This is a genomic window from Achromobacter sp. Marseille-Q4954 (genome assembly GCF_943737025.1).
GTDB lineage: Bacteria > Pseudomonadota > Gammaproteobacteria > Burkholderiales > Burkholderiaceae_B > Achromobacter > Achromobacter bronchisepticus_A.
On sequence record NZ_CALSFQ010000001.1, the window covers coordinates 2,596,796 to 2,618,220 of the forward strand.

A 21,425-nucleotide genomic window follows, 5' to 3' on the forward strand; every position below is an offset into this window, starting at 1 on the left:
CTACGCTTTGTCTCCGAAAACCTTGCCGCCGTGCTCCCGCATGGCATGGAATTTCACATCGGGATACAGTTCCTCGGCCACGCGCAACTGCGCGGGAGAACCGATCAAAAACGCCGCCGCATCCACAACATCATAGGCGATATGGGCGGCATTGGCATCCATGAACTTGCGCAGCGCCTTGGGGTTTTCAGACGTAATCCAACGTGCCATTGTGTAGCGGGAAGGCAGCATCCGCGCGTCCACGCCGTACTCGGTCTTCAGGCGGTGCGCGACCACTTCGAACTGCAGTTGTCCGACTGCGCCCAGCAGCAGCGAGCCGCCGGCGGCCTCGGGACGGAACACCTGGATGGCCCCTTCCTCGCCCAATTGGGTGAGGCCGGTACGCAACTGTTTGGTGCGCAGCGGGTCCTTCACTTCCACGGCCTGGAACAGCTCGGGGGCGAAGAACGGCAGACCGGTGAACTGCAGCGTCTCGCCTTCGGTCAGCACGTCGCCCAGTTGCAGCACGCCGTGGTTGGGAATGCCGATCACGTCGCCGGCATAGGCCTCGTCCAGCAGCTCGCGCCGCTGCGACAGGAAGGACACCACGTTGTTGGGGCGCATTTCCTTGTTGGTGCGCGCGACTTTCAGGCGCATGCCGCGCTCGAAGCGGCCCGAGCTCACGCGCACGAACGCGACGCGGTCGCGGTGGGCGGGATCCATGTTGGCCTGCACCTTGAAAACCACGCCGGTGAACTTGGGTTCCACGGGCTGCACCAGGCGCTGCATGGACTCGCGCGGGCCCGGGGGCGGCGCCTGTTCGACCAGCGCGTCCAGCACTTCCTGCACGCCGAAGTTGTTGATGGCGGAGCCGAAGAACACGGGTGTCTGCTTGCCGGCCAGGAACTGCTCGCGGTCGAAGGCGGGCGCGGCTTCGTTGATGAGTTCGATCTCGCCGCTGGCCTGCTCGAACGCCGAGCCGAAGCGCCGGGCTATTTCGGGATTGCTCAGGCCTTCGATGAAGTCGTCCTTGTCCGAGCGGCGCTCTTGGCCAGGACGGAACACGCGCATGCGGTCCTGGCGGATGTCGAACACGCCGCCGAAAGCCTTGCCCATGCCGACCGGCCAGGAGAACGGCACCGCGTCCATGCCCAGGTGGCCTTCGATCTCGGACAGCAGTTCCAAAGGTTCGCGCACTTCGCGGTCCATCTTGTTGATGAACGTGATGATGGGCGTGTTGCGCGCGCGGCAGACCTGCAAGAGGCGGATGGTTTGCGGTTCCACGCCGTTGGCGGCGTCGATCACCATGAGTGCGGCGTCCACCGCCGTCAGCACCCGGTACGTGTCTTCGGAGAAGTCCGCGTGGCCCGGGGTGTCGAGCAGGTTGATGACGCAATCGCGGTATTCCATCTGCATCACCGAGGACGCCACGGAAATGCCGCGCTGCTTTTCGATTTCCATCCAGTCGGACGAGGCATGGCGCGAAGCCTTGCGCGCCTTGACGCTGCCGGCGATCTGGATCGCGCCTGCGAACAGCAACAGCTTTTCGGTCAGTGTCGTCTTGCCCGCGTCGGGGTGGGAAATGATGGCGAACGTACGGCGCCGCGCTACTTCGTGAGGGATGTTCATGATCGGAAGGATTTTACTTGGCGCCGCTTTTGGGCCCGGCGCGGTCCGGTATCGGGCATGAAAACGCGCGGGGCATGCACCGTCGCCGGCGCATGCCCCGCGCATGAGGTTCAGGAATGGCGGCGGAACGAAGCCAGGAACACGCCGGCCAGGATGAAGAGCGAGCCGAAGGTCCGGTTCATCCAGCGGATATGCTTGGCGCTGCGCAGCAGGCGCAGCACGCGCGCCGCCAGCAGCGTGTACACGCCCATGGCCACCAGGTCGGTGAACGCCAGCGTGGCGGCGATGGCCGCGTATTGCTGCGTCAGCGGCAGCGCGGTGTCCACGAACTGCGGCACCACGGCCAGCAGGAACACCGTGCCCTTGGGGTTCATGGTGTTGATCAGGAAACCGCGCAGCACCAGTTCACGGATCGTGGCGCGCTTGGGGTCGCCGGAATCCACCGTGACAGGCGCCGCATCCGTGCGGATCTGGCGCACGCCCAGGTAGATCAGGTAGGCCACACCCAGGTACTTGACCACGTTGAAGGCCATCTCGGACGTGGCCAGCACCGCGCCCAGGCCCACGGCCACCACCACGAACTGGAACAGGATGCCCATGATCAGGCCGGCCGTGTTCCAGTAGCCGCGCGCAAAGCCGTATTTCAGGCCGGAGGACATCGCCGAGATCGCGCCCGCGCCAGGCGAGAACGAAATGGCCCAGGAGGCCAGGAAGAACGTCAACCAGGTAGATAAGGGCATGGCGCGGGTCCGTGGGGGGCGGTTGCGGTGATATTACTTGCTCAGCAGCGCGGCGCGCGGCGCACCTGCGGGGCGTCCGGAACCGCCATTGCCTGCGGCGCGGCCGGAGCCTTCCGGACGGCGGTGGTTCTGTTGCGGACGGCCTTCGTTGCGGCCAGCGTGGGCCGGACGGTCGGCGGGCTTGCCGTCGCGCGAGCCATGGTTGGCGCGGCCTTCGCCGCCGGCACGGGCCGGGGCGGGGGCGCGGCCGCCAGCCGCGGCGCGGGACTGGCCCTGGCCTTGGGCCGGCCGCGAGCGGCCGCCGTTGCCATTGCCGTTGCCGCTACGGCCGCCATTGCGGCCGCCGCCGCCGCGCGGGCTGCGGTTGTCTTCGTCGCGTTCCTGGCGGTCGAAAGCCGCGGCGGTCGTGGCCGGCGGCGTCCAGCCTTCCACGGGCTTGCGCTCGATGGTCTTCTTGATCAGGCGCTCGATGTCCTTCAACAGCTTGATTTCGCTGTTGTCGACCAGCGAGACCGCGGCACCGGTGGCGCCGGCGCGGCCGGTGCGGCCAATGCGGTGCACGTAGTCTTCAGGCACGTTGGGCAGTTCGAAGTTCACCACCTGGGGCAGTTGGTCGATGTCCAGGCCACGGGCGGCGATGTCGGTCGCGACCAGCACCGTCACGGTGCTGTCCTTGAAGCCGGCCAAGGCGCGGGTGCGGGCCGATTGGCTCTTGTTGCCATGGATGGCGGCGGCGGTCAGGCCGTCCTTGACCAGCTTTTCGGCCAGGCGGTTGGCGCCGTGCTTGGTGCGGGTGAACACCAGCACCTGGTGCCAGCCGCTTTCGCGGATGATGTGGCTGATGAGGTCGCGCTTGTGGTGCTGTTCCACCATGTGCACCGTCTGGGTGACCAGCTCGGTGGCGGTGTTGCGCGGGGTGACGGAGACTTCGCCCGGATTGTTCAGCACGCCGCGCGCCAGGGTGCGGATCTCGTCGGAGAAGGTGGCCGAGAACAGCAGGTTCTGACGCTGCTTGGGCAGCAGCGCGAGGACCTTGCGGATGTCGCGGATGAAGCCCATGTCCAGCATGCGGTCGGCTTCGTCCAGCACCAGGATTTCGACGCCGGACAGGTCCACGGTCTTCTGGCCGCAGTGGTCCAGCAGGCGGCCGGGGGTGGCGACCAGGATGTCCAGCGGCTTTCTCAGCGCGGAGATCTGGGGGTTGATATTGACGCCGCCGAACATCACCATGGAGGACAGCGGGGTGTACTTGCCATAGGTCTGCACCGATTCCTCGACCTGCGCGGTCAACTCACGCGTCGGGGTCAGGATCAGGCAACGCGGACGGCCGGGCTTGCGCAGCTCGGGTTTTTTCTGCATCAGCAGGTGCAGGATGGGCAGCGTGAAGCCGGCGGTCTTGCCGGTGCCCGTCTGTGCGGCGGCGAGCAGGTCGCCACCCTTGAGGACCTGGGGAATGGCCTGGGCCTGAATGGGGGTGGGCGCGGTGTAGCCGGTTTCGGCAATGGCGCGCAACAGGGAATCAGCCAGCCCGAGGTCGGCAAAAGGGGAAGAGGTAGTCAAAACAACTCCAGCGGCAGCCCGTCGCTCAAGTTGAGAGACTCCAATCCAGGCGGACGAATAAAGGAGAAAAGGGAAGCGCCCTGATGGGCGAAGCTCGGCAGCGAAGGGCCTAGCGGACGTGCGCAGATTGGCAAAACGCACCGACGGATTGTAGCTGATGTGGCGTTGCAGCACCGCCCGGGCGGGCTAGTTCTGTATCAATAAGCAACACATTGCTGCGCCTTTGCACGAAATAAGTGTTTTCCCTAGGCTGCAATCCCTATAATCCGTCCGCTTTCATCCATTTGAAGAATAAAGGATCGCAATGAAAAAATCGGCAATTGTGGGCGTAGTCGTCGCGCTGGGCGCAGTATGGACCGGCACGGCTTGGTATACGGGCCAGAAGGCCGAGGCTTTCGTCAAGCAATCGATCGAGCAGGCCAACCTTGAACTGAAGAAGGTCGGCGAAAAGTGGGGCGTGACCCCCGTGGTTGAGCTGGTGTCCTTCGACCGTGGCGTGTTCTCGTCCACCGAGCGCTACCGCATCAAGTTCACCGAGGCGCCCGCCGACGGCCAGCCGGTCACGGAGCACGAGCTGCTGTTTGTCGAGCACCTGGACCATGGACCTTTCCCGCTGTCCAACCTGAAGTCGGGTTCCTTCGCGCCCGCCATGGTGGCCAGCCGCTTCCAGCTGGAAGAAACGTCCCTGGTCAAGGAATGGTTCGCCGCCGCCAAGGGCGCGGTGCCGCTGTCCGGCGCCTATAGCGTCAGCTACGCCAAGAACATCAGCGGCAACTTCGACATGGCTCCGGTCGAGTTCGCGAAGGACGCCAACAGCCTGAAGTTCTCGGGCATGAAGGGCGACGTGACCTACGCCACCGGCAGCAAGCACGGCACGGTCGCGCTGAAGGCCGACAGCCTGACGCTGGCGGGCGAATCCGAAGAAAGCGACATCGTCAGCATGGCCATGACCGGCCTGACCTTGACCAGCGACATGACGCCGGCGTCGAACGACATGTATGTCGGCAGCCAGAAGGTCGCGCTCAAGAACTGGACCATCACGTCCAAGGAAAAGCCGCCGGTCCAGCTCAAGGACACCGCGATCACCGTCGACATGACCGAAGCCAACTCGCTCATGGGCGTGAAGATGGCCATGGATTTCGGCATGATCAACGTGCAGGAAAAGGACATGGCCGGCCTGAAGCTGGTGCTGGACGCGCAGAAGCTGGATTCGAAGGCCTTCAAGGCGCTGAACGACGTCTATGAAGCCGCTTCGCGCCGCATGATGCAGAGCAAGGGCGAAGAACAGTCGCCCCAGTTCACGGACGAAGAAAAGCAGGTCATCAAGACCAACGTCGAACTGCTGCTGGCCGGCAACCCGACGCTGGCGGTCTCGCCGCTGGAAGTGCGCACGGCCAACGGTACGTCGACCTTCAACCTGGATCTGGACATGGCCAAGCCGGCCTCGCTGGACGGTGAGTTCGCCGACACGCTGAAGCAGGTGATCCGCAAGCTCAACGCCAAGCTGGTGCTGTCCAAGGGCAACCTGAGCGACCTGATGGCCATCGAACCCCAGGTGCGCGGCGTGCCGGCCGAGCAGGCTCAGCAGACCGCTAAGGGTCAGGCTGAAATGGTTGGCACCATGGCCACCGCCATGGGCATGGCCAAGGTCGAAAACAACAACATCGTGACCTACTTGAACTACGCTGACGGCCAGGTCGACTTCAACGGCAAGAAGATGCCGGTCGAACAGTTCCTGATGATGGTCATGAGCGGCGCGATGGGCGGCGCCCGCTAAGCCGGCCAGTCTCTCGCATCGAGCTATACAAAGGCCGCCGCGCCCTGGGCGCGGCGGCCTTTTTTTATTGCGGGCCGAGGCTGTTGCGTTTCAGCGCGGCAAGGCGCCGGCAGCCACTTCGCCGTTGCGCAGCACCGCGACGTGGAAGCGCTTGTCGGCCGCCTTCATGATGTCCTCGGTGGGATCGCCCTGCACCAGCAGCAGATCGGCCACGTTGCCCTCGGCGATGGCGCCGTGCTGGTCCATGCCCATCAGGTCATGTCCGCGCGAGGTGCCGGCGATCAGCGCGTCCACGGGCGTCATGCCGAACTCGACCATGTAGGCGAGTTCCATGGCGTTCTCGCCGTGCAGGTTGAACGGGGTGCCGGCGTCGGTGCCCAGCGCGATGCGCCCGCCTGCCTTGTAGTACATCTGGAACGACTCGCGGTGGCGCTGCTCCACCGCGCGCGCCTTCTCGACCGCGTAGGCGGGGATGCCGTTGTCGGCGTTGGCGATGATGTTGCGCACCGCGGCGATGGTGGGCACCAGATAGGTCTGGGCGTCCAGCATCTCGCGCAGGCATTCGTCGTCCATGAAGATGCCGTGCTCGATGGAATCGATGCCGGCGCGCACCGCATTCAGGATGCCCAGCGTGCCCTGCGCATGGCTGGCGGTGCTCTTGCGAAAGCGCTTGGCCTCATGCACGCCGGCCTTCATTTCGTCGAAGCTGTAGTGCGCGTCCATGGGGCTGACGCCTGGCGTCATGACACCGCCCGTGGCCATGATCTTCACCAGGTCGCAGCCGGCGTGGACCTGTTCGCGCACCGCCTTGATCACGTCCTCACAGCCGTCGGCCACGCGGCCGATGCGGTTGCCGTGGCCGCCCGTCATGCAGATGATGCGGCCCGAAGCCCTGATCGTGGGGCCGGGGAACACGCCGCGCGCGATGGCGTCGCGCACGCCGAATTCCAGGTAGTCCTTGCCGCCGCAATCGCGCAGCGCGGTGACGCCGCCGCGCAGGCTGGCCTGGGCGTTCTCCAGCGCCGTCAGCGTGATCTGCGCGGGGCCTTGCTTGCTCAGTTGCGCATTGGGATCCGCGCCGCCGGTGTAGACCAGATGGACGTGACAGTCGGCCAGGCTGGGCATCAGCGTCATGCCGTCCGTGCGCACGGTCGCGCCGGCATAGCCGGAAAACTCGCCGGCCGGCGCCACGCGCGCCACGTGCCGGCCGTCGACCAGCACGCCGTGGTTGGGCAGCAGCGTGCCCTTGCCGTCGAAAACCTGGCCGCCTATGAACAGGGTCTGTCGTGTCGCCGTCATGTCTCGCTCCGGGTTGCGCCTGGCGCTACCCCGCCACGTCCAGCCCCTCGCGGGACATGGATTGCAGGCGGGGCATGAGGCCAAGCAGGTGTTGGCTGTAGGGATGCTGCGGACGTTCGAAGAGGTCTTCGGTGTTGGCCACTTCCAGCAGTTCGCCATAGCGCATCACGCCCACGCGGTCGCACATCTGGCGGATCACCGGCAGGTCGTGGCTGATGAACAGCATGGTCAGCCCGAGTTCCTCCTGCAGGTCCTTCAGCAGGTTCAGGATCTGCGCCTGGATGGACACGTCCAATGCCGAGGTCGGTTCGTCGCAGATCAGGAAACGCGGTCGCGTGGCCAGCGCGCGCGCGATGCAGATGCGCTGCCGTTGGCCGCCCGAGAACTCGTGCGGAAAGCGCTCGGCGGCGCGATCGGCCAGGCCCACCACGTCCAGCAGGTCGGCCACGATGCGGCGCGTTTCCGCTTCGCTGGCCGCCAGCTTGTGGAAGCGGATCGGCTCGGCCACGATGTCCAGTACCCGCATGCGCGGATTGAGCGAAGAGAACGGATCCTGGAAGATCATCTGGATCTGCCGCCGGAATGGGTTCAGCTGTTTCTCGCCCTTGAGCGCGGTCAGGTCCGTGCCGCCGAAATTGACCGAGCCTTCGCTCGGCGTGTAGAGGCCGGAGATCAGCCGCGCCACCGTGGACTTGCCCGAACCGGACTCGCCCACCAGGCCGAAGACCTCGCCCTCGCCGATGGAGAAATTGACGCGTTTGACGGCGTCCAGCGTGCGCTGGTTGCGCTTGAGCAGGGCATTCTTCAATACGAAACGCATGCTCAGGTCGTTGACCTGCACCAGCGGGCCGCCGGTGCGCGCGCCGAAGTCGCGGCGCTGGCCCAGCCAGTGCGTGGCCAGGTCCAGCGGTTGCGCCGGCTTCTTTACGTCCTCGATGTAAGTTACCAGCGGGAAGCGCCGCAGCTTGATGTCGGGACGCGGCACGGCCGAGATCAGGCTGCGCGTGTAGGGATGGTCGGGGTCGCCCAGGATCTTGGATGTGGGGCCTTGTTCCACCAGCTTGCCGTGGTACAGCACCGCCACGCGGTCCGTCACGTCCGCGATCACGCCCATGTCGTGCGTGATGATGATCATGCCCACCTGCTCTTCACGGCACAGCTTCTTGAGCAGTTCCAGGATCTGCGCCTGGATCGACACGTCGAGCGCGGTGGTGGGTTCGTCGGCGATGATGACTTCGGGCTCGCAGCACAGCGCCAGCGCGATCACCACGCGTTGCCGCATGCCGCCGGAGAACTGGTGCGGGTATTGCTTGACGCGCAGTTCCGGCTTGTCGATGCCGACCTGCGCCAACAACTGCACCGCGCGCTTCTGCGCTTCGGCGTGGGACAGGTTCAGGTGCACCTGCATGGTCTCGACCAGCTGGCTTTCCACCGTCTGCAGCGGGTCCAGCGAGGTCAGCGGATCCTGGAAGATCATGCCGATGCGACGGCCGCGCACTTTGCGCTGCTGCGCCGGGGTCAGCGTGTCGATGCGTTCGCCGTTCAGCAGCACGGAGCCGCCCGCCAGGCGGCCAGGAGCCTCCAGCAGGCCGATCACGGCGTTGCCGATGGTGGACTTGCCGGCGCCGGATTCACCTACCACGCCCAGGATCTCGCCTTTTTCCAAGGAAAGCGAGACGCCGTCCACGGCTACCAGCGTGCCGCGGCGGCTGGGGAATTCGATGCGGATATCGTCGATGTTCAACAGGGCCATGGCGTCCTCAGCGCAGCTTGGGGTTGAGCGCGTCGCGCAGCCAGTCGCCCAGCAGGTTGACCGACAGCACCAGCGCCACCAGCGCGATGCCGGGGAAGATGGAGATCCACCACATGCCCGAGAACAGGTAGCTGTTGCCGATGCGGATCAGCGTACCCAGCGATGGCGCTGTGGGTGGCACGCCCACGCCCAGGAAGGACAGCGTGGCTTCGGTGATGATGGCGATGGCCAGGTGGATGGTGGCGATGACCAGCACCGGTCCCATCACGTTGGGCAGGATGTGGCGGCGCAGGATGGTGAAGGGGCCGATGCCGATGAGGCGCGCCGCCTGCACGTATTCCTTGTTGCGTTCCACCAGCGTGGAGCCGCGCACGGTGCGCGCGTATTGCACCCAGCCGGAGATGCCGATGGCGAAGATCAGCACGTAGAGCGCGAGCTGGTCGTGCATGTCGCGCGGCAGGAGGCCGCGCGCCACGCCGTCGATCAGCAGCGCCACCAGGATGGCGGGAAACGAGAGCTGCACGTCGGCGATGCGCATGATGAAGCTGTCGATGCGGCCGCCGGCGTAGCCGCTGATAAGGCCCAGCGTCACGCCCAGCACCATCGAGAACAGCACCGAGGCGAAGCCCACCAGCAGCGACACGCGCGAGCCATACAGCACCGCCGACAGGATGTCGCGGCCCTGGTCGTCGGTGCCCAGCAGGAAATCGGGACTGCCGCCCTCTTCCCAGGCCGGCGGCGTATTGGCGTCCATGATGCTCAGGGACGCCAGGTCAAAGGGGTTGTGCGGCGCGACCACGGGGGCGAACAGCGCGCCCAGCAGGATGGCCAGCGTGACGATCGCGGCGATGATGGCGCCGGGCGAACGCTTGAAGCTGTGCCAGAGGTCGCTGTCGGCGGCGCGGGCGAAGAAGGGAGCGATGCGAGCAATCATGATGAGTCCTTTACTTGCTCTGCACGCGCAGACGCGGGTCCACGGCGAAGTACAGCAGGTCCACGACCAGGTTGATGACCACGAACATGAAGGCGATCAGTACCAGATAGGCCGCCATGACGGGGATGTCCACCATGCTGATGGCCTGGATGAACAGCAGGCCCATGCCTGGCCACTGGAACACGGTTTCCGTGATGATGGCGAAGGCGATGATGGAGCCGAGCTGCAGGCCCGTGATGGTGATGACGGGCACCATGGTGTTCTTCAACGCATGGCGGAAATTGATCAGCCGTTCCGGCAGGCCGCGGGCGCGCGCGAACTTGATGAAGTCGGCGCGCAGCACTTCCAGCATCTCGGCGCGCACCAGCCGCATGATCAGGGTCATCTGGAACAGCGCCAGCGTGATGGCCGGCATGATCAGCGCCAGCCAGCCTGATTTGGTCAGAAAGCCGGTGGTCCACCATCCCAGGCTGACCACGTCGCCGCGCCCGAAGCTGGGCAGCCATCGCAGCTGCACGCCGAAGAACAGGATGAGCAGGATGCCGATGAGGAAGGTGGGCAGCGAGATGCCGGCCAGCGAGATCGCCATGAAGGCCTTGGACAGCACACCGTGGCGCTTGAGCGCGGTGTAGATGCCCATGGGTATGCCCAGGGCCAGCGCCATTACGGCAGATACGAAGGACAGTTCCAGCGTGGCCGGCATGCGCTCTTCGAGCAGTTCGCTGACGGGTCGGCGATGGCGGTACGACATGCCGAAGTCGCCGCGCACGGCGTTGGCCACGAAGTGCGCGTACTGCACCACGAAGGGATCGTCCAGGCCCAGCTGTTCACGCAGTTCCGCGCGTTGTTCAGGGGTGGTGTCCTGGCCCACCATGCTGGCTATCGGGTCGCCCACATAGCGGAACATGGCGAACGCGATCAGCGCCACCGTCAACATCACCAGCACCGACTGGATAAGCCGTTGCGCAATAAAGGAAAGCATTATCGGGAGCCCTCGGATTCAGATGACGCCGGGCCGCGTTTCCCTCGGATAGTGGGAGCCGGGGCTGGGCCGGGCGCGCCCGGGCGGCATGCGCCGCCCGGGGTTCGCGTCGCCGGTTTACGGCAGGACGACGTCGCGCAGGTCGAGCACGTCGTCGGCGCGCTGAATGACCTTGATGTTGTCCTTCACGCCCCAGGACATGGGCTGCTGGTGCAGCGGCAGGTAGCCATAGTCGTTGCGCACGATCTCGAAGGCTTCCTTGATCATGGCGTTGCGCTTGGCCTGGTCGGTTTCGACGCCGATCTTGTCGGTGAGTTCGTCGACCTTCTTGTTGCAATAGCCGCCCAGGTTGAACTGGCCCGCCGCGGTCTTGGCATTGCGGCACGAGGTCAGGTTCAGCAGCGTGTTGTGCGCGTCGGTGGAGCTGGGCGTCCAGCCCAGCATGTACATGCTGGTCTGATTGCCGGCCTGCAGCAGGATCTTGCCGAAGTACTTCGACTTGGTCTGCGCCAGCAGGTTGATCTTGATGCCCACGCGCGCCAGCATGCCGGCGACGGCCTGGCAGACCTTCTCGTCGTTGACGTAGCGGTCGTTCGGGCAGTCCATGGTGACCGTGAAGCCCTTGGGATAGCCGGCCTCGGCCAGCAGCTTCTTGGCGCGGTCGGGATCCGGCTTGTACGGCGCGCCGAAGGAATCGTCATAGCCGTTGATGGCGGTGGCGATGAGCGAGCCCAGCGGCTTGGCCGCGCCGCGCATGATCTTCTCGTTGATGGCCTTGGTGTCCACGGCCAGCACCACGGCTTCGCGTACCTTCGGATCCTTGAAGGGGTTCTTGCCCTTCACGTCCGAGAACAGCAGCTCGTCGCGGTCCTGGTCCATGCCGATGAAGATGGCGCGCGCTTCGGGCGCGGTCAGCGGCTTGACGCCCTTGGCGTCTTCGAGCCGTTTCCAGTCCTGCACGGGCACCGGCTGCACTAGGTCCATTTCGCCGGAGATCAGCGCGGCCACGCGCGTCGCTTCCTGCGTGATGGGCTGGAAGATGACCTCGTCGACGTTGGTCTTGATGTTCTTGTTCCAGTAGCCGTCGTAGCGCTTGAGCACGGTCTTCACGTCGGGCTGGCGCGAGGCCAGCATGAAGGGGCCGGTGCCGTTGGCGTTGAGGTTGGCGTAGTTGCCCTGGTTGTCGCCCTTGACGTTGGTGGCTTCGGTGGTCTTGTTCTTTTCCGACCACGACTTGCTCATGATGTACAGGAACACCCATTCGCGCGGCAGGATCGGGTTGGGCGTGGGCGTGGTGACTTCGATGGTGTAGTCATCCACCTTCTTGATGTCGGAGGCCTTGGCGCCGTAGCCCTTCATGTCGGAACCCGGGGTCAGGCTGCGCTTCCAGGAGAAGATGACGTCGTCCGCCGTGAACGGTGAACCGTCATGGAATTTCACGCCCTTGCGCAGCTTGAACACCCACTTCGTGGGTTCGGGGTTTTCCCAGCTTTCCGCCAGCAGCGGAGTCAGTTTCAGATTGCCGTCGTAGCCGGCAAGCGTTTCGTAGATGTTGCCCTGGAAGCCCAGCGTGAACGTTTCGTTCAGGGCCATCGGATCCATGGACGTCGCATCGCCTTGGTAGGACCAGTGAAAGGTCTTGGCGGCCGCGCCGGCGCTGAATGCCAGCGATGCGGCGATGGCAGCGGCGAGCGCAGCTTGCTTCAGGTGGGGAAAAGTACGCATAGCCCTCATGCTCCGTGTGGTGCGCGGATAGCGCGACAGAAGTGACAGGGCCCCGGCCCCATGGGGATCCGGGGCATGGCGTTGCTGCTTACGACGAAAAACGGATTGGGGTCTGGCGGGACGCAGCGCGAGCTGCGTGCGCGCCGGTGATGGCGCTGCCGGGTATCACTGCGTAGGACTTCGACTTCACGATAGACCCAACCCCTTGTGATTATCATGACGGGGACGGACCCGCATCGATGTAGGACGAATCTTATAGACGCATTCGTTTAAGCGTCAATCGGTTTGGATTGGGGTTAGTACTTGCTTGCCGGCGGCGTGGAATGGTGCGTTCGGCAAGGCTGGCGGCTGTGGGCTCAGGCGCCGGGCGGCGGCGCGTCGGCAAGGGTTTTCGCCAATTCGCGCACCACGCGCTTGCGGCGGTCGCTGTCTTCGTAGTGCTCGCCCAGGGCCGACCATTCGGGTCGGCTGCGGGCCTCTTTCAGCGCTTCGGGCAAGGGCCCTTTGCGCCAGGCTTCGTCCTCCGGATGGTCTAGTCTCAATGGCTCGCGCGCGGCATGGCCGCGGCGCTCCAGCGCTTCGATCAGTTGCCGCTGCCGCAGGGCCAAAAGACGCAGCACCGCGTCGTCGACGCTGATCTCGCGCCAGCCGCGCAGCTTGCCCGCCACGCGCTTGCCCAGCTTCTCGACGCCTTGCCACAGGCCGCCGGCGGCGGCGCCGATCAGCATGCCGGTGCCCAGGCTCAAGCCCGCGCTGAACAGATCCACCGCCGCGCCGGCCATGGCGCCCGCGGCGGCGCCCATGCCCACCTGCACGCCCATGTCCTTCAAGGCCTGGGGATGGAACAGGTCCATGCCCCAGCGTTCGCCTTGCAAGGGCAGCGCATCATCGGTGAAGTCGGCCGCGCGGAAGTTGTAGAGCGCCAGCAGGGCGTTGACGCAGGTCTGCTCGCGCTGGCGCACCTGATCGCGCAGCTTGCCCGAGGCGGCCGCGAGCGCTGCCTCGTCGCTGGCGCTGGAGACGTGCAAGGCCGCTACGTCGATCAGCAGGTCGGCCAGCAGTTCGTAGGCGGCGCCGCGGCGCGCGCGGCGCTGCTCGGCCAGGTTGGCGGACAGCCGGGCCAGCGCTGCGGCGTGCCGGTCCAGCAGCACGCCGAGCTTGGCGTAGAGCTGCTGTTCGCCATCCAGCGGCGGCGCGACTGTGTCGAATTCCACGACCGCGTGCAGGCCCAGCCGGGCCATGGCGGCGCGCCATTCGTCGGCGCGATGCGCGGGCGCGTTGACGAAGTTCAGCACCGGCAGCAGAGGACGGCCGCAAGCGGCCAGGATGGCGAGTTCGTCGCGGTGCTTGCCCAGCACCGGATCGCGCGCGTCGATGACGTACAGCGCGGCGTCGCAGTCCAGCATCTTGGCCAGTACGCGGGCTTCCTGCTCGTAGCGGCCATGCGCCTCGGGCGTGTCGAGGAAGCGGCGGATGCGCGCCGGCCCGTCCAGGCGTTCTTGCGGGCCGTCGAGCGTTTCCAGGTATTCCAACAGCGAGATGCTGTCTTCCATGCCCGGCGTGTCGAACCATTCCAATACGGCCCGCCCTTCCAGCCGCAGGCGCGCGCCTTCGACGTGGCGCGTGGTGCCGGGGCTGTCGGCGACTTCGCCGAAGGTGGTGTCGCGCGTCAGCGTGCGCAGCAGCGAGGTCTTGCCGGTGTTGGTATGGCCGACCAGCGCGATCTTGATGAGATCCTCAGCCATGGCCGGACTCCAGCCACGCAAGCGGGGCCAGGGGCGCCTGCAGCACGGCGTCGGCGGGCAGGCCCAGCGCCAGCAGGCGTTCGCGCCATAGAGAGGCGCGGGTGGCGGGAGCTTCGGCGTCCGCGCGCGGCGTGACCAGCCATACGCGCGTCTGTTCCGCGTGCGCGGCCAGTTCGGCGATCAGCGACAGCGTGCCTCGGTCCGGCGTCTGGCGCGCATCGCAGGCGATCAGCATGCGCGTGGCGGCCTGGCCGGCGAGCGCGTCCAGCACGCGGTTGCGCTCTTCGCGGGTATCCAGGTTGCCGGCCTGCTGGACGCCCGCGGGCATGTCGGCGGGCGGCCAGGCCAGGTCCGGCGGCAGCTCCAGTCCCAGCAGCACGGGCTGGCCGCCCAGGCCCGCGAGCGGCGGCGCGCCGACGCGCGGCTCGTGCAGGGGATCGACGGGGCGGTCTATGCCGGTGGACAGGGCGGGCGGCTCCAGGCGGTCGCGCAGGGCGGAGAAGCCGGGCAGTGAGGGATCGATGCGCAGGCGGCGCAAGGTGCGTAGCGATCCCGCCACGCACAGGACGCCGGCCAGCAGGCGCGGCAGGATGCCGTAGACCACCAGCACGCCGATCAGCCAGAGCGACCACTGCGCCTGCGCCTCGGCGGGCAAGACCTGTGCGCCATCGCTGGCGCGGATCATGGCCGCATCCGGCATGGGAAAGCCCAGCTGGGCTGGCAGCCAGCCGATCGCCTGCGTCAGGCTCACGAAGGTGTCGGGCGCCAGCAAGGTGGTGGCCCAGATGAAGCGGTAGCTGGCGGTGGACAACACGGCCAGCAGCACCGCCAGCGCTGCGCACAGAGCCGTCAGCCACAGCAGGTGGCTGACGCTGCCGAAGAGCCAGCGCAAGGCGCCCGCGCGGGCCAGCAGGTTGAGGAAAGCCTGGGGTACCAGCGCGCTGTCGGGGCCGCGGGCCAGCTTGCGCGTGGCCCAGAGCCAGAGACGTCCCAGTCCCGTGACGGAGGACGCCCGCAGCAGGAAGCTGGCCAGCCACAGCAGGAAGGTGAGCGCATGCAGGCCCAGCAAGGCGCCCAGCGCCCACAGCACGTTGACCGGCCGGGAGCCGTCGCCCAGCGCGCCCAGCGCGGCGCCGGCACCGGACATCGCGGCCAGCAGGAACAACGCGGCCAACATGGCGAGCGCGCTACGGCGCCATTTGTCGACCAGGGGGATGAGATTCTCGCGCTGCGCCAGCAACGCGGCGCGGGCGAGGATGCGCGTGGGCAGATCGGCGTCCTGCTGCCGCACGCGGCGCACCGCGGCAGCGTCTTCCAAGGGCCCCCAATGCGCTTCGCGCAGGCGTATCAGCTCCGCCAGCCAGTGCGCGCGCACGGGGCCGGCACCAAGGGGGTCGGGCGTGGGGGTGGAATCGCGAGAGGTCGTAGACGGCATCGCGTCGGGCGGCGGTACGGTCAGGCCCTGGGGGCGGTGGACCATTGTAGACCGGGCGGGACGGGAAACGGGGCCGCAGCCCCCACGCGTCAGTGGCTGGCGCGGGCGCTGCGGTACTGTCCGGGCGTGACGCCGACGGTGTCGCGGAAGACCCGCGCCAGGTGGCTGGCGTTGCCGAAGCCGCAGGCCTGGGCGATGCCGGCCAGGTCGCCCTTGCCGGCCGCCAGCAGCTTGCGCGCATGCGCCAGCCGCCGCGCCCGCACCCAGGCGTGCGGCGGCTCGCCGAAAGAGGTGTGGAACATGCGGGCGAAGTGGTAGGTGGAGAGCGCCGCCACGCCCGCGAGTTCGTCCAGCGTCAGCGGCTCGGCCAGGTGCGCGTCCACGTAGTCCATGATGCGCCGGCGCACGACGGGCGCGAGGCCGCCGCGCAGCGTTGCCGCGGGCTTGCGCGCCACACCCTGGTTCAGCAGATGGTGCAGGACTGTTTCGGCGGCGCTGCTGGCGGCCAGCCGGTCGGCTGGCTGGTTCCAGTCGGTTTCCAACAGCTGCCGGCAGACGTCGATCAGCGAGTCGTCGTGGATGTAGGTGCGGTCGCGCAGTTCCAGTGTGCGGGGCTCGCAGTCCAGCCGCATGACGGCTTCGCGGGCCAGGCGTTCCGGAGCGATGTACAGGTGCAGGAACTGCACGCTGTCGTTCATGCACCAGCGCGAATAGTGCTCCGAGGGCAGCACGCAGAACTTGCCGGCGCCGCCGTGCAGCCGGTCCGGGCCCAGGCGGAACGACTTGTCGCCGCCGCGCAGATAGAGCGACAGGGTGTGATGGCCCGGGTTGTCGTAGCCCATGGTTTCGTGGGCGCTGCGCGACCATTGCGAAATGGCGATGCCATCGCCCAGCGCGGCGGCGCGCCCCAGCGTTGCGGTGGAACCCGCCAGGGTGCGGAAGACGGAGAAATCGGCCGGGGCCGAGGCGACGGTAGCCATATGGGTGGAATGCTACTGCGATCCCGGGCGCGACGCGTGCGCGCGCGGAAGAAAACCGCAAGAACCGGCAATTCTTGCGGGCCGGGGAGGCGCAAACTTGGTTTCCCGACGGTCTTGCGGACCACCCTTCCGCGTCCCTGTTTCAGCATCGCATCGTGAACCTCTTCCTGTATTTCCTCACTGTCGTCATCTGGGGCACCACCTGGATCGCCATCAAGCTGCAGCTGGGCGTGGTGGCCATTCCCGTCTCCATCTTCTACCGGTTTGCGCTGGCGGGCCTGGTGCTGTTCGCGGCCCTGGCCCTGACCCGCAAGCTGCAGAAAATGGACCGGCGCGGCCACTGGCTTTGCGTGGGCCAGGGGCTGTGCCTGTTCTGCCTGAACTTCCTGTGCTTCTACACGGCGACCCAGTGGATTCCCAGCGGCCTGGTATCGGTGGTGTTTTCGGCGGCGACGCTGTGGAACGCGCTGAATGCCCGCCTGTGGTTCGGCACCCGCGTCGCGCCGCGCGTGATGGTGGCCGGCGCGCTGGGCTTTTCCGGCCTGGTGCTGTTGTTCTGGCCCGAATTGGCGGGGCAGGAGGCCAGCCATGAAACCTTGCTGGGCCTGGGCTTTGCCCTGTTGGGCACGTTCTGCTTTTCGACGGGCAACATGCTGTCGTCGCTGCAGCAGCGCGCCGGCATCCGGCCCTTGACCGGCAATGCCTACAGCATGCTTTATGGCGCAGCCATCCTGCTGGCGGGGTGCCTGGCGGCGGGTCTGCCATTCGACTTCGATACCTCGCCTTCCTACGTCGGCGCCCTGCTCTATCTGGCGATTCCGGGCTCCGTGATCGGCTTCACCGCCTATCTGACGCTGGTGGGCCGCATGGGCCCGGCGCGGGCCGCCTATTGCACGGTGCTGTTCCCGGTTGTGGCCCTGAGCGTGTCCACCTTTGCCGAAGGGTATCAATGGACGGCGCCGGCCCTGCTGGGCCTGGCGCTGGTGATGCTGGGCAACCTGCTGGTCTTCACCAAGTGGACGCCGTTCGCGCGGGGCGCGGCGGCTTGAGCTTGGCCCAGGGCCGGGCAAGCCCTAGCGGGTCAGAGCGCGCAGCCCTTCCAGCAGGCGATCGATTTCCGCGTCGTTGGTCAGATAGCTGACCGAGGCACGCGCGATCTGGGTCAGGCCGCGCGCCTGCATGTCCAGCGGCGTGTAGGACACGCCGTTGCTGCCGATGGTGATGCCCTGCGCGGCCATGGCGCGCTGCACGGATACCGCGTCCTGGCCGGCCAGGTCGAAGGACACCAGGCCCGAGCGTTCGCGGCCCTGGTCCAGCACCGTGATGCCGGGGATGGCTGCCAGTTCGGTCCGCAGGGCCTGGGCCGTGGCGGCGATTCGCGCGCGGATGGCTGGCAGGCCGATGTCCAGGGCTTCCTGCAAGGCGTTGGCCAGGCCGCAGCGCAGCGCTAGCGAGGCCTCCGCCGATTCCAGGCGCGCGGCGTCCTGGCGCAGTACGGGTTCGCCATCGGCGCCCAGGGGCGCGGAATGGGTGTCGACGAAGGCGGGCGTGAGCTGGTCCAGGAAGTCGCGCCGCACATATAGCAGGCCGGTGCCGCGCGGGCCGCGCAATGCCTTGCGTCCCGCCCCGCTCAACACATCGCAGCCGATCTGCGCCACGTCCACGGGCAACTGGCCGACGGCTTGCGCCGCGTCCACGAAGTACGGGATGCCGTGACGGCGCGCCACGCTGCCGATGGCGGCGGCCGGATTGATCAGGCCACCGTTGGCGGGCAGCCAGGTCAGCGCGATCAAGCGCACCCGCTCATCGAGCATGGCCTCCAGCTCCTGCGGATCGACGCAGCCGCTGTCGTCCGAGGGGATGGTTTCCAGCGTGGCGCCAGCACGCTGCGCCTTGAGCCGCATGGCGGCCAGGTTGCCGCCCCATTCGTGGCGGCCCACCAGGATGCGGTCGCCGGCGCGCCACGGCGCCATCGCCGCGAAGGCCGCGCCCCAGCCGGGCGAATTGCCGCCGGTCAGCGCGATCTCGGCCGCGTCCGCGTTGAGCAGCCGGGCCGCCAGCGTGCGAGCCTGCTCGATCAGCTCCCGCGACCGCACACCCGCTTCCATAGGCCCTTGCGTGGCTTCGCGGTGCAGGTGGGCGTGGATGGCGTGCAGCGTGGCGGCCGAGGGCAGCGACGCGCCGGCGTGATTGAAATGGACGGTGGTGTGCGCGCCTGGGGTCTGGGCGCGCAACGCCTCCACGGCGCTGGGAGTCAAGGGGGCGGACATGGCGGCTCCGGCGGGGATCAGGCTTGCGTGAGCGCGATAACGGCTTCGATTTCCACCGCCACGCCCTGCGGCAGGGACGCCACGCCGACGGCGCTGCGCGCATGGCGGCCGGCGTCGCCGAACACTTCGACCATCAGGTCGGAGGCGCCGTTGGCGATGGCGCTCTGGCGGTTGAAATCCGGCGTGCTGGCCACGAACACGCCCAGGCGCACGACGCGCGCCACGCGGTCCAGCTTGTCGCCGGTGGCGGCGGCGATCTGCGACAGCAGGCCCAGCGCCGACAAGCGCGCCGCTGCCACGCCATCGGCGTCAGAAACCTGGTCGCCCAGGCGGCCCAGATAGGCGGCCTTGCCGTCCTTGCGGGAGATCTGGCCCGAGATATACAGCAGGTTGCCTTCCTGCACGAAGGGCACGTAGTTGGCGGCGGGAGCGGCGGCGGCTTCGAGGGTCAGGCCAAGTTCGGCCACGCGGCCGGAGATCGAGCGGGTCATGAGGGACTCCTGAATAGGGAAACTAAGGGCAAGCCTCATGCTATCGGCCACTGCGGACCCTGACCAATCAATTTTCGCGCAGTACACATGAGTAAAACTAATGTGTATCGTCTTGCTCCGCGGCTACCTGCGCCAGCCACGCGTGGAAGCGCTGCGCCGCGTCGCCAAGCGCGCCGCGCGGCGTCACGAACCACCAGCCGATACGGGGAGATTCGAGCGCGGCGTCAGGCAGGGCCTCCACCAGCGCGCCGCTGGCGAGCTGGGCGGCGATAAGGCGGTGGCGGCCCATCGCCATGCCTTGCCCCGCCAGCGCCGCTTCCACAACGATGTTGTAGTCATGCAGACGCACGGGCCGCACGCCGCCCAGGTCCACGCCATGATGCCGGGCCCAGGCGTCCCATTCGAAGGGATGGCGGGCATGCGAGGCCAGCAACGGAAATCGCAGCAGATCCTGCGGCGTGCGCGGGCGTTTCCTGCCCGCGATCAGCGCGGGCGCGCAGACCACCGACAGCCGCTCCGCCATGATCAACCGCGCCCGCACGCCGGGCCACACGCCGCGCCCGTAGCGGATGGCGACGTCGACCTCGCCGCCCGCGACGTCCGCCAAACCGATGTCGGGCTGCAATTGGAGATCAATGTCGGGATGAGCGGCGGCAAACGCCGCCAGGCGCGGCGCCAGCCAGCGCGTGGCGAACGAGGCCAGCAGCCCGACGCGCAGCGTCTGCCGCACAGTCTCGGGCGCACGGATCTCGTCGGTACCCTGGCGCAGCAGTTCGAAGGCCGCGTGCACGCGCTCGTAATAGGCCTGACCCGCCGCGGTCAGCGCCACGGCGCGGGTGAGCCGCTCGAACAGCGCCACGCCCAGCTCGGCTTCCAACCGTTGGATATGGTGGCTGATGGCGCTTTGCGTCACGAAGAGTTCCTGCGCGGCCAGCGAAAAGCTCATGCGCCGCGCGGCCGCTTCAAAGGCGCGCAGGGAAACCAGGGCAGGCAGGGATCGCGCGGAACGCATGGAGGCAGGCGATGTGGTGATGAGGGAATGCGCATCATCGTACGCCGCGCGCGGCCCGGCAAACAGGCCGTTTGCGCCGCGTCCAAATGCAAAAGGCCCGCAACAAGTTGCGGGCCCTTCAGTACTGCATTCTTTGGCTCCCCGAGCTGGGCTCGAACCAGCGACCTGCGGATTAACAGTCCGTCGCTCTACCGACTGAGCTATCGGGGAACAGGTAGAGGGGGCGAATTATGCACAAAAAAACGGAAGAATGCAAAACGGCCCCGCGCGCGGGTTCAGGCGCTCTGGATCGCCTGCGCCGTGCGGAACAGCTGGGGCACGATGTCGCGCACCAGGCGGTCGGTGGAATAGTCGTGGCGCGGCGCGCTGACGCTGATGGCGGCCAGCGGCATGGCGCGGGCATCGCGCAGCAGCACCGCCGCGCCCACCTGATTCTGCAGGACCTGGTCTTCGGTCAGGGCGTAGCCCTCATCCCGGGCTTGCCGGACCAGCGCCAGCAACGCTTCGGGATCGATCACGGTGCGAGGGGTGAAGGCGCGCGGGGGCGAACGCAGAAGCGCCTGTCGCACGGCTTCGTCGTCCAGCTGCGCTAGCAGCATGCGTCCCGCGCTATTGCACCATGCCGGCATGCGGCGTCCCGGCAGCATTTCCGCCAGGGTCATTTGGCGGCTGGGCAGGCGCAACAGATAGATCATGTCGCTGCCCGCCAGCACGCTCATATGCACCGCCAACCCGCAACGATCGCGCAGCGCGACCAGGTGCGGCGCGGCCATGGATACAAGCCGGTCGCTGCGCAGGAAAAAGTAGCCGAGCTCCACCACGCGCGGTCCTAGGCGGTAGCGTCGCGAGGCGGCTTCCTTGACCAGATAGCCCAAGCGTTCCCAGGTATGCACGAAGCGTTGCGCGGCGCTCTTGCCCAGGCCGGTCACCGTGGCGATATCGGTCAGGCCCAGCGAGTCGCCGGCATCGCGGAATGCTTCCAGCACCCGGACGCCTTTTTCCAGCGATGCGACGTACAGCGGATCGTCGGCGGCCGCCGGCTCCGGCGGCAACGTTGCCGGTGCGACATCGGGAGGGGATGGCTGGCGCTTTTTCATGGAGGTTTCTCGAGTGC

17 protein-coding genes and 1 tRNA gene are annotated in these 21,425 nt (G+C 67.1%); 2 read left to right on the forward strand and 16 right to left on the reverse strand.

Going from position 1 to position 21,425, the window contains the following annotated elements; all coding sequences use genetic code 11:
* The 3 genes from NGK62_RS12245 to NGK62_RS12255 all read right to left on the reverse strand — a co-directional run bounded on the left by NGK62_RS12245 (position 1) and on the right by NGK62_RS12255 (position 3,908).
* A complete protein-coding gene (locus NGK62_RS12245) occupies positions 1–1,608 on the reverse strand; it encodes a peptide chain release factor 3 (protein ID WP_054455568.1) in 1,608 nt (535 codons plus the stop codon).
* Positions 1,609–1,718: 110 nt separating this feature from the next.
* Positions 1,719–2,348 carry a LysE family translocator gene (locus NGK62_RS12250; RefSeq protein ID WP_059376713.1) on the reverse strand — a complete coding sequence of 210 codons (630 nt, stop codon included), beginning with the start codon at positions 2,346–2,348 and terminating at the stop codon, positions 1,719–1,721.
* 33 nt (positions 2,349–2,381) lie between these two features.
* Entirely contained in the window at positions 2,382–3,908 is a 1,527-nt protein-coding gene (locus tag NGK62_RS12255) for a DEAD/DEAH box helicase (RefSeq protein ID WP_187774072.1), read from the reverse strand.
* Positions 3,909–4,212: 304 nt separating this feature from the next.
* On the opposite strand from NGK62_RS12255, the gene NGK62_RS12260 reads away from it, so the two are divergent.
* Positions 4,213–5,685 (forward strand): YdgA family protein, encoded by a 1,473-nt coding sequence (locus NGK62_RS12260; RefSeq protein ID WP_251878492.1) that lies wholly within the window; start codon positions 4,213–4,215, stop codon positions 5,683–5,685.
* Between the two features lie 90 nt (positions 5,686–5,775).
* On the opposite strand, the gene NGK62_RS12265 is transcribed toward NGK62_RS12260, so the two are convergent.
* The 8 genes from NGK62_RS12265 to NGK62_RS12300 all read right to left on the reverse strand — a co-directional run bounded on the left by NGK62_RS12265 (position 5,776) and on the right by NGK62_RS12300 (position 16,538).
* A complete protein-coding gene (locus NGK62_RS12265) occupies positions 5,776–6,984 on the reverse strand; it encodes a metal-dependent hydrolase family protein (protein WP_059376720.1) in 1,209 nt (402 codons plus the stop codon).
* Between the two features lie 25 nt (positions 6,985–7,009).
* Entirely contained in the window at positions 7,010–8,737 is a 1,728-nt protein-coding gene (locus NGK62_RS12270; protein WP_251878494.1) for an ABC transporter ATP-binding protein, read from the reverse strand.
* A 7-nt stretch (positions 8,738–8,744) separates the two neighbouring features.
* Positions 8,745–9,671, reverse strand: coding sequence for an ABC transporter permease (locus tag NGK62_RS12275; protein WP_059376724.1), 927 nt, complete (start codon positions 9,669–9,671; stop codon positions 8,745–8,747).
* Between the two features lie 10 nt (positions 9,672–9,681).
* Positions 9,682–10,653: an ABC transporter permease gene (locus NGK62_RS12280; RefSeq protein ID WP_059376727.1), complete on the reverse strand. Its 972-nt coding sequence runs from the start codon at positions 10,651–10,653 to the stop codon at positions 9,682–9,684.
* Between the two features lie 117 nt (positions 10,654–10,770).
* Positions 10,771–12,378 carry an ABC transporter substrate-binding protein gene (locus NGK62_RS12285; RefSeq protein ID WP_251878496.1) on the reverse strand — a complete coding sequence of 536 codons (1,608 nt, stop codon included), beginning with the start codon at positions 12,376–12,378 and terminating at the stop codon, positions 10,771–10,773.
* 356 nt (positions 12,379–12,734) lie between these two features.
* A complete protein-coding gene (locus NGK62_RS12290) occupies positions 12,735–14,123 on the reverse strand; it encodes a GTPase/DUF3482 domain-containing protein (RefSeq protein WP_059376731.1) in 1,389 nt (462 codons plus the stop codon).
* Positions 14,116–15,558 (reverse strand): DUF2868 domain-containing protein, encoded by a 1,443-nt coding sequence (locus tag NGK62_RS12295; RefSeq protein ID WP_251879584.1) that lies wholly within the window; start codon positions 15,556–15,558, stop codon positions 14,116–14,118. Before NGK62_RS12295 ends, NGK62_RS12290 begins: the two co-directional genes overlap by 8 nt.
* Before the next feature lie 89 nt (positions 15,559–15,647).
* Positions 15,648–16,538: a helix-turn-helix domain-containing protein gene (locus NGK62_RS12300; protein WP_251878498.1), complete on the reverse strand. Its 891-nt coding sequence runs from the start codon at positions 16,536–16,538 to the stop codon at positions 15,648–15,650.
* A gap of 155 nt (positions 16,539–16,693) precedes the next feature.
* On the opposite strand from NGK62_RS12300, the gene NGK62_RS12305 reads away from it, so the two are divergent.
* Entirely contained in the window at positions 16,694–17,587 is an 894-nt protein-coding gene (locus tag NGK62_RS12305; RefSeq protein ID WP_118933472.1) for a DMT family transporter, read from the forward strand.
* Positions 17,588–17,611: 24 nt separating this feature from the next.
* Here NGK62_RS12305 and NGK62_RS12310 read toward each other — a convergent pair whose 3' ends face one another.
* The 5 genes from NGK62_RS12310 to NGK62_RS12330 form a co-directional block, all read right to left on the reverse strand.
* Positions 17,612–18,808, reverse strand: a complete 1,197-nt coding sequence (locus NGK62_RS12310) for an aminotransferase class V-fold PLP-dependent enzyme (protein ID WP_118933473.1) — start codon at positions 18,806–18,808, stop codon at positions 17,612–17,614.
* Positions 18,809–18,825: 17 nt separating this feature from the next.
* On the reverse strand, positions 18,826–19,299 hold the full coding sequence (locus tag NGK62_RS12315) for a RidA family protein (RefSeq protein WP_054455544.1): 474 nt from the start codon (positions 19,297–19,299) through the stop codon (positions 18,826–18,828).
* Positions 19,300–19,396: 97 nt separating this feature from the next.
* Positions 19,397–20,311: a transcriptional regulator GcvA gene (gene gcvA / locus NGK62_RS12320; RefSeq protein ID WP_118933474.1), complete on the reverse strand. Its 915-nt coding sequence runs from the start codon at positions 20,309–20,311 to the stop codon at positions 19,397–19,399.
* Positions 20,312–20,445: 134 nt separating this feature from the next.
* Positions 20,446–20,521 (reverse strand) — tRNA-Asn (locus NGK62_RS12325).
* 65 nt (positions 20,522–20,586) lie between these two features.
* Complete coding sequence (locus tag NGK62_RS12330; protein ID WP_059376748.1) at positions 20,587–21,408, reverse strand: IclR family transcriptional regulator; 822 nt, start codon at positions 21,406–21,408, stop codon at positions 20,587–20,589.
* Between the last annotated feature and the right edge of the window lie 17 nt (positions 21,409–21,425).